The sequence below is a fragment of the Pseudomonas sp. 1 R 17 genome (assembly GCF_900067035.1).
Classification (GTDB): Bacteria; Pseudomonadota; Gammaproteobacteria; order Pseudomonadales; family Pseudomonadaceae; genus Aquipseudomonas; species Aquipseudomonas marginalis.
Genome location: NZ_FKLB01000061.1, coordinates 50,796 through 63,618, shown reverse-complemented (window position 1 = coordinate 63,618; position 12,823 = coordinate 50,796). Strand labels below are relative to the sequence as shown.

At 62.3% G+C, this 12,823-nt stretch carries 15 protein-coding genes; 3 read left to right on the top strand and 12 right to left on the bottom strand.

Annotation, left to right across the window (positions count from 1 at the left end; translation table 11 throughout):
* Window positions 1-30 precede the first annotated feature (30 nt).
* The gene (locus tag BFP99_RS25060; protein ID WP_027606880.1) at window positions 31-549 is read left to right on the top strand and encodes an acyloxyacyl hydrolase; all 519 of its coding nucleotides are present in this window, start codon (window positions 31-33) and stop codon (window positions 547-549) included.
* Window positions 550-624: 75 nt separating this feature from the next.
* Here the strand turns inward: BFP99_RS25060 and BFP99_RS25055 are convergent, their stop codons facing one another.
* The 12 genes from BFP99_RS25055 to BFP99_RS25000 form a co-directional block, all read right to left on the bottom strand.
* Window positions 625-930, bottom strand: a complete 306-nt coding sequence (locus BFP99_RS25055; RefSeq protein WP_027606879.1) for a YkgJ family cysteine cluster protein — start codon at window positions 928-930, stop codon at window positions 625-627.
* A 54-nt stretch (window positions 931-984) separates the two neighbouring features.
* The gene (locus tag BFP99_RS25050; RefSeq protein ID WP_065948471.1) at window positions 985-1,473 is read right to left on the bottom strand and encodes a DUF2878 domain-containing protein; all 489 of its coding nucleotides are present in this window, start codon (window positions 1,471-1,473) and stop codon (window positions 985-987) included.
* Complete coding sequence (locus tag BFP99_RS25045; protein ID WP_065924052.1) at window positions 1,466-2,737, bottom strand: SAM-dependent methyltransferase; 1,272 nt, start codon at window positions 2,735-2,737, stop codon at window positions 1,466-1,468. Before BFP99_RS25045 ends, BFP99_RS25050 begins: the two co-directional genes overlap by 8 nt.
* Window positions 2,724-3,533: a DUF1365 domain-containing protein gene (locus BFP99_RS25040; RefSeq protein WP_065924053.1), complete on the bottom strand. Its 810-nt coding sequence runs from the start codon at window positions 3,531-3,533 to the stop codon at window positions 2,724-2,726. Before BFP99_RS25040 ends, BFP99_RS25045 begins: the two co-directional genes overlap by 14 nt.
* Window positions 3,530-4,777 carry an NAD(P)/FAD-dependent oxidoreductase gene (locus BFP99_RS25035; RefSeq protein WP_065948470.1) on the bottom strand — a complete coding sequence of 416 codons (1,248 nt, stop codon included), beginning with the start codon at window positions 4,775-4,777 and terminating at the stop codon, window positions 3,530-3,532. Before BFP99_RS25035 ends, BFP99_RS25040 begins: the two co-directional genes overlap by 4 nt.
* Entirely contained in the window at window positions 4,774-5,556 is a 783-nt protein-coding gene (locus BFP99_RS25030; RefSeq protein WP_065924055.1) for an SDR family NAD(P)-dependent oxidoreductase, read from the bottom strand. The genes BFP99_RS25035 and BFP99_RS25030 overlap by 4 nt, the downstream gene beginning before the upstream one ends.
* Window positions 5,553-5,975: a nuclear transport factor 2 family protein gene (locus tag BFP99_RS25025; protein ID WP_065924056.1), complete on the bottom strand. Its 423-nt coding sequence runs from the start codon at window positions 5,973-5,975 to the stop codon at window positions 5,553-5,555. Before BFP99_RS25025 ends, BFP99_RS25030 begins: the two co-directional genes overlap by 4 nt.
* On the bottom strand, window positions 5,968-7,410 hold the full coding sequence (phrB, locus tag BFP99_RS25020; protein WP_065948469.1) for a deoxyribodipyrimidine photo-lyase: 1,443 nt from the start codon (window positions 7,408-7,410) through the stop codon (window positions 5,968-5,970). Before phrB ends, BFP99_RS25025 begins: the two co-directional genes overlap by 8 nt.
* Complete coding sequence (locus BFP99_RS25015; RefSeq protein ID WP_065924058.1) at window positions 7,411-8,340, bottom strand: MerR family transcriptional regulator; 930 nt, start codon at window positions 8,338-8,340, stop codon at window positions 7,411-7,413. It lies immediately after the preceding gene.
* A gap of 15 nt (window positions 8,341-8,355) precedes the next feature.
* A complete protein-coding gene (locus BFP99_RS25010; RefSeq protein ID WP_065948468.1) occupies window positions 8,356-9,321 on the bottom strand; it encodes a YbgA family protein in 966 nt (321 codons plus the stop codon).
* Between the two features lie 112 nt (window positions 9,322-9,433).
* Window positions 9,434-9,649 (bottom strand): TIGR02450 family Trp-rich protein, encoded by a 216-nt coding sequence (locus tag BFP99_RS25005; RefSeq protein WP_065924060.1) that lies wholly within the window; start codon window positions 9,647-9,649, stop codon window positions 9,434-9,436.
* On the bottom strand, window positions 9,646-10,632 hold the full coding sequence (locus BFP99_RS25000; RefSeq protein ID WP_065948467.1) for an NAD(P)/FAD-dependent oxidoreductase: 987 nt from the start codon (window positions 10,630-10,632) through the stop codon (window positions 9,646-9,648). Before BFP99_RS25000 ends, BFP99_RS25005 begins: the two co-directional genes overlap by 4 nt.
* A 212-nt stretch (window positions 10,633-10,844) precedes the next feature.
* Here BFP99_RS25000 and BFP99_RS24995 point away from each other — a divergent pair, with 212 nt between their 5' ends.
* Window positions 10,845-11,744, top strand: coding sequence for a TIGR01777 family oxidoreductase (locus BFP99_RS24995; protein WP_065948466.1), 900 nt, complete (start codon window positions 10,845-10,847; stop codon window positions 11,742-11,744).
* Between the two features lie 15 nt (window positions 11,745-11,759).
* Window positions 11,760-12,785, top strand: a complete 1,026-nt coding sequence (gene hemH, locus BFP99_RS24990; RefSeq protein WP_065924063.1) for a ferrochelatase — start codon at window positions 11,760-11,762, stop codon at window positions 12,783-12,785.
* The last annotated feature ends 38 nt before the right edge of the window (window positions 12,786-12,823 follow it).

The window sequence follows — 12,823 nt, the reverse complement described above, 5'->3', positions numbered from 1 at the left end:
TACAACTTTGTTTTCAAAGGACTGTTTCTTATGAAGCGCTTGTTCTGTTTGGCCGCGATTGCGGCCGTAGTGGTGGGACACTCTGTTTCGGCCCAGGCCGCAGGCCTGGAGTTTGGGGTGGGCAGCACCAGCGATTCGACGTTGACCTATCGACTGGGCCTGACCTCGGATTGGGACAAAAGCTGGATGCAGAGCGACGTCGGTCGTCTGACCGGCTATTGGAGCGGCGCCTATACCTATTGGGAGGGGGATGACCGTGCAGGTGCCAGCAGCCTGTCGTTCTCGCCGGTATTTGTGTATGAATTCGCCGGCCAGTCGGTCAAGCCTTACATAGAAGCCGGGATTGGCGTGGCAGTGTTTTCCCGTACCAAGCTGGAAGACAACAACATCGGCCAGGCTTTCCAGTTCGAAGACCGCCTGGGCTTTGGCCTGCGCTTCACCGGTGGGCATGAAGTCGGCATTCGCGCCACGCACTACTCCAATGCCGGGATCAGCAGCAATAACGATGGTGTAGAAAGCTACTCGCTGCACTACACCATGCCGCTGTAATTCCCAGGAACGCTGCAAGACAGTGTGGGCGGGGGCAAGCCCTCCCACACTTTTTGATCGTCATCAGTCTTCAGATCAGCGGTAGGCCGTGGCGATGCCTTCGCGTTCGGTCAGGCACTCCGGTGCGCCCATCTCGAACTCCCGGCAGATCAGCGGCCGACGTTCGTAAATCGTGCACATCATCGTGTCCCGATCCAGCGCCGCGCACCAGCCGTCATCCAGGCGCAGCATCACCTCACCGCCCCAATCGTCAGTGTCGATATAGCGCTCCGGCACGCCGGTGTCGGTGATCAGCATCACTTCCAGCTGGCAGCAGCAGGCCGCGCAGGTCGAGCAGGTGACGGCGGGTTCGGTGATTTGAATGTGGGGGATGTTGGTCATAGAGCAGCAGCTTCAAGCTTTAAGCGCCAAGCTGCAAGTAGAAGCCGACCGGCTTCAACTTTTGCGCATTGCGGCAACTGTCAACAGGGTGAAAACCATGGCCCAGAGCACAGCAAGCCCAACCAGGGTGGGCGCCGCGCCGAATCCGAACTGCACCCCCGCCAAGTGGCTGCCGGCGTAATACGACATTGGTCCGCCCAGCGCACCCATTAACGTCGCACGCCACCAGGGCCGTGCACTCCAGGCCAGGCAATGGCGCAGGGTGGTTGCCAGCAGGGCCCACAACAACATCAGCCAGAACGGAATCAACGGTCCCGGCTCGTTGAACTTGAACACGCCCAAAGCGCGCAACACCGTGTCCAATAGCGTGCCGGCCAGCGTCACGCTTATGATCAGCGTCGCGTCCCCAGCCCCTTTACTTATCCACAACAGATGGATAACCAGCACCGCCAGCCCCACCAGCAACCAAGGGCTATCGCCACCGAGTACGCAGGCAAACCACCCGCACTGGAACAGCACGGCATTGGCCAGTGGTTTAAGCACTGAAGCGCCCGAGCAACGGAGGGTTGATGGCCGACGGTTTGGCCAATAGCAATTGCGCGGTGCCAATGGTGCGCTCCATAAAGCCGCCCTCGCAGTAGCACAGGTAGAACTCCCACAACCGCAGGAAATATTCGTCGTAGCCCAGCTCCGTCAGGCGGCCGTGGGCGTGGCGAAAGTTCTCGTGCCACAGGCGCAGGGTTCGCGCGTAGTGCAGGCCGAAGTCCTCCATGTGCAGCAGGTTCATATCGGTGTCGCGGCTGACGATGTGCAGCATGTTCTGCACACTGGGCAGGGCACCGCCGGGGAAGATATAGCGCTGGATAAAGTCGACGCTGTTTTTCGCCTGCTCGAAGCGTTGCTCACGGATGGTGATGGCTTGCAGCAACATCAGGCCGTCACGCTTGAGCAGGTGCGCGCACTGCTTGAAGTAGGTCGGCAGGAAGCGATGGCCCACCGCTTCGATCATCTCGATGGACACCAATTTGTCGTACTCGCCGGTCAGGTCGCGGTAGTCCTGCAGCAATAACGTGACCTGGTCTTGCAAGCCCAGGGCTGCGATGCGTTTTTCGGTGTAGGCGAACTGCTCTTTGGACAAGGTCGTGGTGGTGACCTTGCAGCCGTACTGCTGCGCCGCATACAGCGCCATGCTGCCCCAGCCGGTGCCGATTTCCAGCAGATGATCGGTGGGTTTGAGTGCGAGCTTCTGGCAGATGCGTTGCAGTTTGTTCAGTTGCGCCTGTTCCAGGCTGTCGTCGGGCGTCAGGAACTGCGCGGCCGAATACATCATGGTCGGGTCGAGGAATTCCGCGAACAGCTCATTGCCGAGGTCGTAGTGGGCGGCGATGTTTTTTTGCGAGCCCTTGCGCGTGTTGCGGTTGAGCCAGTGCAGGCCTTGCGTGAACGGCCGTGCCAATCTCGCCAGGCCACCCTCCATCGCGTCGAGCACATCCAGGTTACTCACCATCACCCGCACCACCGCCGTCAGGTCCGGGCTGGTCCAATAGCCGTGGATAAAGGCCTCGCCCGCACCGACGGAACCGTTGGCCGCCACCAGGCCCCAGACCGCCGAATCGACAATCTGGATTTCCCCCAGCAGGTGCGCTTCCCGTGCGCCGAATACCTGGCGCTCGCCGTCCTCGATCACCACCAACTGGCCATAGCGCAGTTGGCTGAGTTGGCGCAGCACGCCCTTGCGCAGCAGCGCACTGGTCATGCCGTTGACGTTCAGGCGGTGGGTCTTGACCGATAAGCTAGGGGATTTCATGGCGGCGATCCTTGGTGTACCCGACAGCTGTGCGAGAGGCGCCGTCGGCGGCCTGATGGGAAAAAATCGGTGTGCGCTTGAGCAACAGGCGCAGGGCCTGCCAATAGATGGCCAGGCAGGTCTTGGCGGTCATCCACGGATAGCGCCACAGGTAACGGTGCAGGCTGGCGCGGTTCAGCGTTTCCCTGTGCAGGCTCAAGGTGGCGTCGAAGACTTTCACCTCGCCCTGCCAATCGGCCATGTGCACGCCGAGCCTGGCGGCGGGCGGGCTGAAGCTCATGCGGTATTCCAGGTCGCGCGGCAAAAACGGCGACACGTGAAACGCCTTGGCCACGGCGAAGTGTTGGTGCTGATCCGCGCTGAGGGCCTGGGCCGGCAGCACGTAGTGATAGCGTTCGCGCCATGGGGTGTTGGTCACTTCGCACAGGATCGCGGCCAGTTGCCCATCGGCCTCGAAGCAGTAGAAGAAACTCACCGGGTTAAAAGCCAGGCCCCAACTGCGGGCCTGGGTCAGCAGGCAGATAACGCCCAGGGGTGTATGCCCCAGGGCCTTGCCGACTTCCTGGCGCACAGCATCGGTCAAGCTCATGCCGTGGCGCGTGAATTCACGCAGGTAGTCCTGCTGGCGAAAACCGAAGGGCGCCAGGCGGCTTGCGCCGGCCAGGGGCGACAGCCCGAGCACTTGGTCTTGTTCGCTTAAGTCCAGGTACAGCAGGCCGATGCGGTAGCGAAAGGCATGGGCCTTGGGTGCAAACCGCCGATGGGCGATCCAGCCGCTGTACAGGGCGCTGTTCACAGGCTTTCCCCGAAGGCTTCGGCTACGCGCAGGGCGCTGACGACGCCGTCTTCATGGAAGCCGTTGGCCCAATAGGCGCCGCAGTACCAGGTATGGCGGGTGCCGTTCAGCTCCTCCCAACGCGCTTGTGCGGCTACGGCGGCCAGGCTGTATTGCGGGTGGGCGTAGGTATAGCGCGCGAGGATCTTCAGCGGGTTGATCATCGACGTCTGGTTGAGGCTGACGCAAAAGGTGGTGGCGCTGTCGATGCCTTGCAGGATGTTCATGTCATAGGTGACAGCGGCCTGGGTCTGCACGTCGCCGCTCAGCCGGTAGTTCCAGCTGGCCCAGGCGAGTTTGCGGTCGGGCAGCAGGCGCGTGTCGGTATGCAGCACCACGTCATTGTCGGCGTAGGGCAGGGCGCCGAGGATCTCCTGCTCGGCCTGGCTCGGGTCGCCGAGCAAAGCGAGTGCCTGGTCGCTGTGGCAGGCGAACACCACCTTGTCGAAAGCTTCGGTGCCGGCGGCGCTGTGGATAATCACCCCCTCAGCGTCACGCTCGACCAAGTGCACGGGGCAGTTGAGGCGCACGTGTTCACGAAAGCTGCGGGTCAGCGGTTCGATATAACGACTGGAACCGCCCTCGATCACGCACCACTGTGGACGGTTGTTCACCGAGAGCAAGCCGTGGTTCTTGAAGAAGCGCACAAAGAACTGCAGCGGAAAGTTCAGCATGTCCGCCAGGGACATCGACCAGATCGCCGCGCCCATCGGTACGATGTAATGCCGGATAAACCGTGGCCCGTAGCCCCCGGCTTCGAGGTAGTCACCCAAGGTCATCTCGGCGCTGATGCGCTGTTCTTGCAGGTCCAGCGGGGCCTGGCGATTGAAGCGCAGGATGTCACGCAGCATGCCCCAGAAGCCTGGCGAGAGGATATTGCGGCGCTGGGCAAACAGGCTGTTGAGGTTGTTGCCGTTGTACTCGAAGCCGCTGCCCTGGTCGCACACCGAAAAGCTCATCTCGGTGGGTTTGAAGGTCACGCCGATCTGCCCCAGCAAGCGGATGAAGTTGGGGTAGGTCCAGTCGTTGAACACGATGAAGCCGGTGTCCACGGCATAGGGTTTGCCCTCGACGGTGACGTTGACCGTGTGGGTATGCCCGCCGATACGGTCGCCCGCCTCGAACAGCGTGATGTCGTGACGGCGGCTGAGCAGGTAGGCGCTAGTCAGCCCGGCGATGCCGCTGCCGATAATGGCGATCTTCACAGGTCGTCCTTTTTCGGTGGCGGGCTGCGCAACATGCGTTTGCCGATGATCAATTGCGCGCGGTTCGGCAGTTTCGACAGCGGCCACAGCGTGGCGATAAACAGTGCGGGGAAGGCGATCTCCAGCGGGCGTTTTTCCAGCTTGGCGAAGATATGCCGCGCGGCCTTGTCGGCTGGCCAGCTCAGGGGCATCGGGAAGTCATTGCGCTCGGTGAGTGGGGTGTCGACGAAGCCCGGGCTGATCACCGTGACATCAATGTTTTCGGGCGACAGGCTGATGCGCAGGGATTCGAACAGGTAGCGCAGCCCGGCCTTGGACGCGCCATACGCTTCGGCCCGTGGCATCGGCAGGTAGGTCACGGCGCTGGCGACGCCCACCAGGTGTGGTGTGCGCCCGGCGCGCAACAACGGCAGCGCCGCTTCAATGCAGTAACTGCTCGCCAGCAGATTGGTGCGCACCACGTGTTCGATAATCGAGGCATCGAATTGCCTGGCGTCGACATATTCACAGGTGCCGGCGTTGAGGATCACGCTGTCGACCGAACCCCAGGCCGCGCCGATGTGTTCACCGATCTCGCGCACGGTCTGGCTGTTGGTCAGGTCGCCGGCCACCACGAGCACCTGGCCGGGGTACCGTTGGGCGAGCGCTTCCAGCGGGCCTTTGGTGCGTGAACTGAGGGCCACGTGGGCGCCGCTGTTGAGCAGCTCCACGGCCAGCGCGGCGCCGATGCCACTGCTGGCACCGGTCAGCCAATAACGACGGGGCGGCAGTGCGTTCATCCCACTCTCCTTTTCAACCAACTGACGACCCCACCCAACACGGGAAGGTGTTCGTACAACAGGGCGCCGGCGTCGAAGTAATCGCGGTGGCGGTACACCTTGTCACGCCACATCAAATGCGAGCAGCCCTCCACGCGGATGATCTTGCCTTTGCCCAGGCGCGGGTGGCAGAAACTCATGTTCCAGCGCAGGTAACCTTCGCCTTCGGCCACCTGGTCGAAACCATGGAAGTCGAAGCGCAGCTGGCTGACGTTGCTGTACAGCTCGGCGAAATACGTGTGCAGCGCAGTCAGTCCATGGACTTCATGCAGCGGGTCGGTGAACGCGATGTCCTGGCTGTAGAGGCTGTCGAGCAGTTGCAGGTTGTGCTTGTCCAGCGAGGCAAAGGCCTGGGCGAAGCGGCGCAGGAAGTCACTCATGTTCGGCGACCTCCTGGCGTGAAGGCAGGTTGCGAAAGGCTGCCAGGGCGCGTTCGCGGGATTTTTTCAGGTCGACAATCGAGCGCGGGTAATCCGCCACGCCAAACAGGCCGCCGAGCGCCTGCGGGTTGTGCACTTCCTTCTTGTTCAACGTGGCCAGCTCCGGCAGCCAGTGCTTGATAAACACGCCTTCGCTGTCGAATTTTTCCGACTGGCTCAGCGGGCTGAAAATCCGGAAATACGGCGCCGAATCGGTGCCGGTGGATGAACTCCATTGCCAGCCGCCGTTGTTGGCGGCCAGGTCGCCGTCGATCAGGTGGCGCATGAAGAAGCGCTCGCCTTCGCGCCAGTCGATCAACAGGTTCTTGGTCAGGAACATCGCCACCACCATGCGCAGGCGGTTATGCATCCAGCCGGTTTCCAGCAACTGGCGCATGGCGGCATCGATGATCGGCAGGCCGGTGCGCGCCTGTTGCCAGGCGGCGAGGTCCTCGGGCGCATCGCGCCAGGCCAGGGCTTCGGTCTCGGGACGGAAAGCGCGGTGACGGGAGACCCGTGGGTAGCCGACCAGAATGTGCTTGTAGAACTCACGCCATAGCAGCTCGTTGATCCAGGTGATGGCGCCGATGTCGCCGCTTTCGAACTCGCCCTGGTTGGTTTGCAGGGCGGCGTGCAGGCATTGGCGCGGCGAAACCACGCCGGCGGCCAGGTAGGCGGAGAGCTGGCTGGTGCCGGGCTTGGCCGGAAAATCCCGTTCGTCTTTGTAGTAGCTGATCTGCTGGTCGGCAAAGGCGTCGAGGCGGCGACGGGCTTCGTCTTCGCCGGCGGGCCAGAGGGCGCGCAAGGTGTCGCTGGGCGGTTCGAAGCCGTCGACCTGTTCGGGAATCGGATCGCTCTTGAACGTGAGCACGGCTTGGGCCTTGGGCGTTGCGACCCGACGCGGCAGGGCGCTGTGCAGGCGCGCGTAGCAGACCTTGCGGAACTGGCTGAACACCTGGAAGTAGGTGCCGGTCTTGGTCAGCACGCTGCCCGGTTGGAAAAGCAGTTGGTCCAGGTAGCTGTGGAACGTCACGCCGCCGGCTTCCAGCGCCTCAGCGACAGCTGCATCGCGACGGCTTTCATGGATGCCGTATTCCTCGTTGACGTGCACCGACTCTACGGCCAGTTCCCGGCACAGTTCACTTAACACGGCGGGAACCTGATCCCAGGTAGCAGCGTGGCGGATCAGCACGGGAATGTTCAGGGTGCCCAGGGCCTGGCTCAAGTGCTGCAGGTTGCGCAGCCAGAAATCCACTTTGCAGGGGGCATCGTCATGGGCCAGCCATTGCTCGGGCGTGACCAGGTACACGGCCGCCACCGGGCCTCGCTGGCAGGCCGCGGCCAGGGCGGTGTTGTCGTGAAGGCGCAAGTCGGTGCGCAGCCAGATCAAGTGCATTTAGATAAGTCCACGCTGGATCAGGAGCTGATGGGCCGACAACGGGTCTTCGGCCACGAACAATTGCGCAATGTCTTGGGTTAATACGGCCAGCTCGGCCTGGTGGATGCAGACCGTGGGTCCGACGAGCAGTTTTGCGCAATTGACGCCAGCCAGCAGCTTGGTCAATGCCGGCAATTGCAGGGCCTTGCTCGAGTACAGGAGCACGGCGCGCGGTTGCAGGTGTTCCGCCGCAAGGGCCAACTCGCCGGTGGGCAACGGCCAGTCGAAGACTTCCACCGGGCAATCGGCGCTGCTGGCCAGCCAGGCGCTGAGCCACAGGTGCGGCTCCAGGGGCAGGTCGGAGTGGTTGACCAGCAGCAACGGCGCGCCGTGCAACTGCCGGTTGTTGTGGTAGATGCGTGCACCAAACTTGCTGCGCAGCCAGGACAGGAAAAACACCCGCTCCATCTGAGCGCCAAACTGGCCTTGCCAGCGCTGTTCCAGCTCCTGCAGCAGCGGCAGCAGCAATTGCTCGCACAGGGTGCGCGGCGGGTACAGCGCCATGGCCTGGTTAAACACATCGTCCACCCGGCGTTCGGCCAGTTCGCTGACGGCCTGCACCAGGTTCTGGCGCAAGGCTTGCCATTCGTTCTCTACGGCATCGGGAAGGGCCTGGGCGGAATCGATCAGGCCTTTTACCTGGCTGACCGGCACGCCGCGATTGAGCCAGGTGAGGATGGTGTGGATGCGTTGTACATGCTCGGCATTGAACAGCCGATGGCCCTTGGGGGTGCGCTGGGGCACGATCAGGCCATAACGGCGTTCCCAGGCGCGCAGGGTCACGGCGTTGACGCCGGTCTGGCGCGCCACTTCACGAATCGGCAGCCAGCCGTCTTCGAGGGCTTGGGCGATGTCTGCGCCGGGTTCGTCTTGCAAGATAGCGGTCATGACGCTTTTCATGGTTTAGATCGCATTACGCAGGCTGAGATTTTCCGGGTGCGGCTGCAAGTAGGCCTGCTGCGCGATGTAGCGGTCCGGGTGTTGGCGAAAGTGATGCTTGAGCAGGGTCAATGGCACCACCAGCGGCACGATGCCCTGGTGATACTGGCTGATGACTGTCTGCATTTCCTGTTTGTCGTCGGCGCTGATGGCCTGTTTGAGGTAGCCGCTGATGTGTTGCAGCACGTTGGTGTGGGTGCCGCGGGTGGCGCACTTTTTCAGGCCGGTCATCAGGTCGCTGAAATAGCAGGCGGCCACCTCGTCGAGGTTGACGTCCCTGGCCATGCTGCCGAGGCGGTGGCCCAGGCTCTTGTAATGCATCAGGCTGTGGGCCATCAGCAAATACTTGTAGCGCGCGTGAAACGCCAGCAGGCGGTGGCGGGTCAGGCCCTCGGCCAGCAGTTGCTGCCAACTGGCGTAGACGAAGACGCGGGTCAGGAAGTTTTCCCGCAGTACCGGGTCATTCAGGCGGCCATCTTCTTCCACAGGCAGGTTCGGGTGGCGCGCGCAGAACGCCTGGGCGTAGATGCCACGCCCGCCGCCCTCCACCGGCGCTCCGTTTTCACGGTAGACCTTGACGCGTTCCAGGCCGCAGGACGGCGACTTCTGCATGAAGATGTAGCCGCACAGGTCGGTGTGTTCGGCGGCCATTTTGCGGCCGTATGCGTCCAGCGGCGCGGTGACATTCAGTTCGCGGTGTACGGTGCCGACGGCCTGGGGCTGCTCGGCATCGCCCACCAGGCGAATGGTTTCACGGGGGATACCCAGGCCGATCGCCACTTCCGGGCACAGCGGCACGAAGTCGAAGTACTTGGCGAGGACCTCGCTGCATAGCTGGGATTGCTTGTGACCGCCATTGAAACGCACGTTTTCGCCCAGCAGGCAGGCGCTGATGCCAATCTTCGGCTTGATGGACGGTGTGCTGGGCATGGCCAAACCTCTGCAAGATTCCTGTACAAGATCTGAAATCTGTACAACTAAATCTCATCATAGGTTTGATGCTGTACAAGTCAAATATTTTGTACAAGTATTTGCGCGGAGGCTATTTCCAGCCGATTTGCCAAGCCTCGGCATTTTGCAGGGTTTGCCAGGCCAGGCGCTCAGCGCGCAGGGTCATCACGGCTTGCAACTCGATTTCCAGCACTGTGCCGTCCTCGTCACGAAACAGTTCGGTGACCAGGAAGTGTTTTTCCTTGTTGCGGGGCCGGGCTGCCGTCCACTTCGACAGCAGCAATTTGGCCGGGTTGATGCGGTTCATTGCAGGTGCTCGATCAATCGTCGCGCGGCTTCCTGGCCACTGAGCCATGCCCCTTCCACGCGCCCCGAGAGGCACCAGTCGCCACACACGTACAGGCCCAGGTCGGCGTCGGCCAGCACCCCGAACTCATGGGCGCCTGACGGTCGTGCGTAGAGCCAGCGGTGGGCCAGGCTGAAGGACGGTGGGGGCATGGCGCTGTGCAGCAATTCGGCGAAGGCACCGTGCAGGTGTTCGATCACCGCTTCCTTGGACAGGTCCAGGTGGGCCTTGCTCCAGGTGCTGGTGGCGTGCAGCACCCAGGTGTCGAGGGTCGTATCGCGCCCGGGCTTGCTGCGGTTGCGCGCCAGCCAGTCCAGCGGGCTGTCTTGCACGAAGCAGCCTTCCATGGGGGTATCCAGGGGCTTGTCGAAGGCCAGGGCAATGGCCCAGGACGGCTCCATCTTCACGCCGGCGGCGGCACTCGCCAATTTGGGCGCTGCCGCCAACAGGGCCGTGGCCTGGGGGGCGGGCGTGGCGATGATCACATGGCTGAACGGGCCGTGGTTTTCGCCGTCGGCATCCAGCAGGTTCCAGTGTTGCTTGCCTTGGAACACCTCGGTGATCCGGCAGCCGAACTCCACCGGCAGGTCGTCAAGCAGGGCGCGGGTGATGGCGCTCATGCGCGGCGTGCCGACCCAGCGGATCTGTTCATCGGGGGAGGGGGTGAGTTGGCCGGACTTGAAATTGTACAGCTGGGGCTTCCATTGCTCGGCCCAGCCGTTGCTTTGCCAGCGCTGCACTTCGTTGACGAAGCGTCGGTCGCGGGCGGTGAAGTATTGGGCACCCATGTCCAGTGCGCCGGCGTCGCTGCGCTTGCTGGACATGCGGCCGCCGCTGCCGCGGCTTTTATCGAAGAGTTGTACAACGTGCCCGGCGTCTTGTAACGCTCGGGCGGCGGAGAGACCGGCGATGCCGGTGCCGATGATCGCGATGGGGACAGTCATGGGAGGCCTCGTTTTACCGTTGGGTACAGGCTACGCCGACACCAATAGCTGTACAATATTATTTTTTGGTATAAGTTTTGGCGTACCTGATCGCTTGGCGTGACCTATGGTTAACCATGAGGCTTAAACAAAAGTCACGCTCGATTACAAATTGATCCCTGCTTATAAAATAGACTAGTGATCGGCGGCGAACGTTACATGAGGAGCGTCCCATGCATATTTTGCTGACCGGCGGTACCGGCCTGATCGGTCGCCAACTCTGCCAACACTGGATTGCCCAAGGTCATCGCCTGACGGTGTGGAGCCGCCATCCTGAAGACGTCGCCCGGTTATGCGGTGCAACGGTGCTCGGGGTGGCTCGTCTGGAGGAGGTGATTGGCGCGGTGGACGGGGTGGTCAACCTGGCGGGTGCGCCGATTGCTGACCGTCCCTGGACCCACAAACGCAAGGCGCTGCTCTGGAGCAGCCGCATCGGCTTGACCGAAACCCTGCTGGCCTGGCTCGAAAGCCAGGCGCAGAAACCGGCGGTGCTGGTTTCCGGTTCGGCGGTGGGCTGGTACGGCGACGGTGGCGAGCGCGAACTGACCGAGGCCAGCGGCCCGGTACAGGACGATTTCCCCAGCCAACTCTGCATCGCCTGGGAAGAAACCGCCCAACGTGCCGAAGCGATGGGCATCCGCGTGGTGCTGGTGCGCACCGGCCTGGTACTGGCGGCCGAGGGCGGCTTTTTGTCGCGCCTGTTGCTGCCGTTCAAACTCGGGCTGGGCGGGCCTATCGGCAGCGGGCGGCAGTGGATGCCGTGGGTTCATATCAAGGATCAAATCGCCCTGATTGATTTTCTTCTGCACAAGGATGACGCCAGCGGTCCTTATAATGCCTGCGCGCCGCACCCAGTGCGTAACCGCGAGTTCGCCAAGACATTGGGCCAGGCGCTGCACCGCCCGGCGTTCATGCCGATGCCGGCCTTTGCATTGAAGGTGGGTTTGGGCGAGTTATCGGGGCTGTTGCTGGGCGGGCAGAAGGCGATCCCCGAACGCTTGATGGCCGCCGGTTTCATTTTCCAGTTCACTGAGTTGCATGCGGCTTTGGATGACTTGTCCAGCCGCCTCTAAGAGATAGGATGTTGCATGACGGATCACGCGTTGTTACTGGTCAACTTGGGTTCACCGGCCTCCACTTCGGTGGCCGATGTGCGCAGCTACCTCAATCAGTTCCTGATGGACCCTTATGTCATCGACCTGCCGTGGCCGGTGCGGCGCTTGCTGGTATCGCTGATCCTGATCAAGCGCCCCGAGCAATCGGCCCATGCCTACGCCTCGATCTGGTGGGACGAGGGTTCGCCGCTGGTGGTGCTCAGCCGTCGCCTGCAGCAGCAGATGACCGCGCAGTGGACCCAGGGGCCCGTGGAGTTGGCGATGCGTTATGGCGAGCCTTCCCTGGAAACGACGCTCACGCGGTTGGCCGCCCAAGGTATTCAGAAAGTGACTCTGGCGCCTCTGTACCCGCAGTTTGCCGACAGCACCGTGACCACGGTGATTGAAGAAGCCAAGCGGGTAGTGCGCGAGAAAAAGCTCAACGTACAGTTCTCGATCCTGCAGCCATTCTACGATCAGGCGGAATACCTCGACGCGTTGGCCGCCAGCGCCCGACCTTATATAGACGCGCATTACGACCACTTGCTGCTGAGCTTCCACGGCTTGCCCGAGCGCCATCTGAAAAAGCTCGACCCGACCGGCCAGCATTGTTTCAAGGATGCGGACTGCTGCAAGAACGCCTCGCCTGAGGTGCTCGCGACCTGCTACCGCGCACAATGCTTCAGCGTTGCCCGCGACTTCGCCGCGCGCCTGGGCTTGCCTGACGACAAATGGTCAGTGGCGTTCCAGTCGCGCCTGGGCCGTGCGAAGTGGATCGAACCCTACACCGAGGCACGCCTGGAAGCGCTGGCCCGTCAAGGGGTGAAAAAGCTGCTGGTGATGTGCCCCGCGTTTGTTGCCGACTGCATCGAGACCCTGGAAGAGATCGGTGATCGTGGTCGGGAGCAATTCCGCGAGGCGGGCGGTGAGGAGTTGGTGCTGGTGCCGTGTTTGAATGACGATCCGCAGTGGGCGGCGGCGCTCAATACCTTGTGTGAAAGAGCCCCGCTTTCGCTGTAATCACGTCATCCAAATGTGAGAGGGGCTTAACCCCTCTC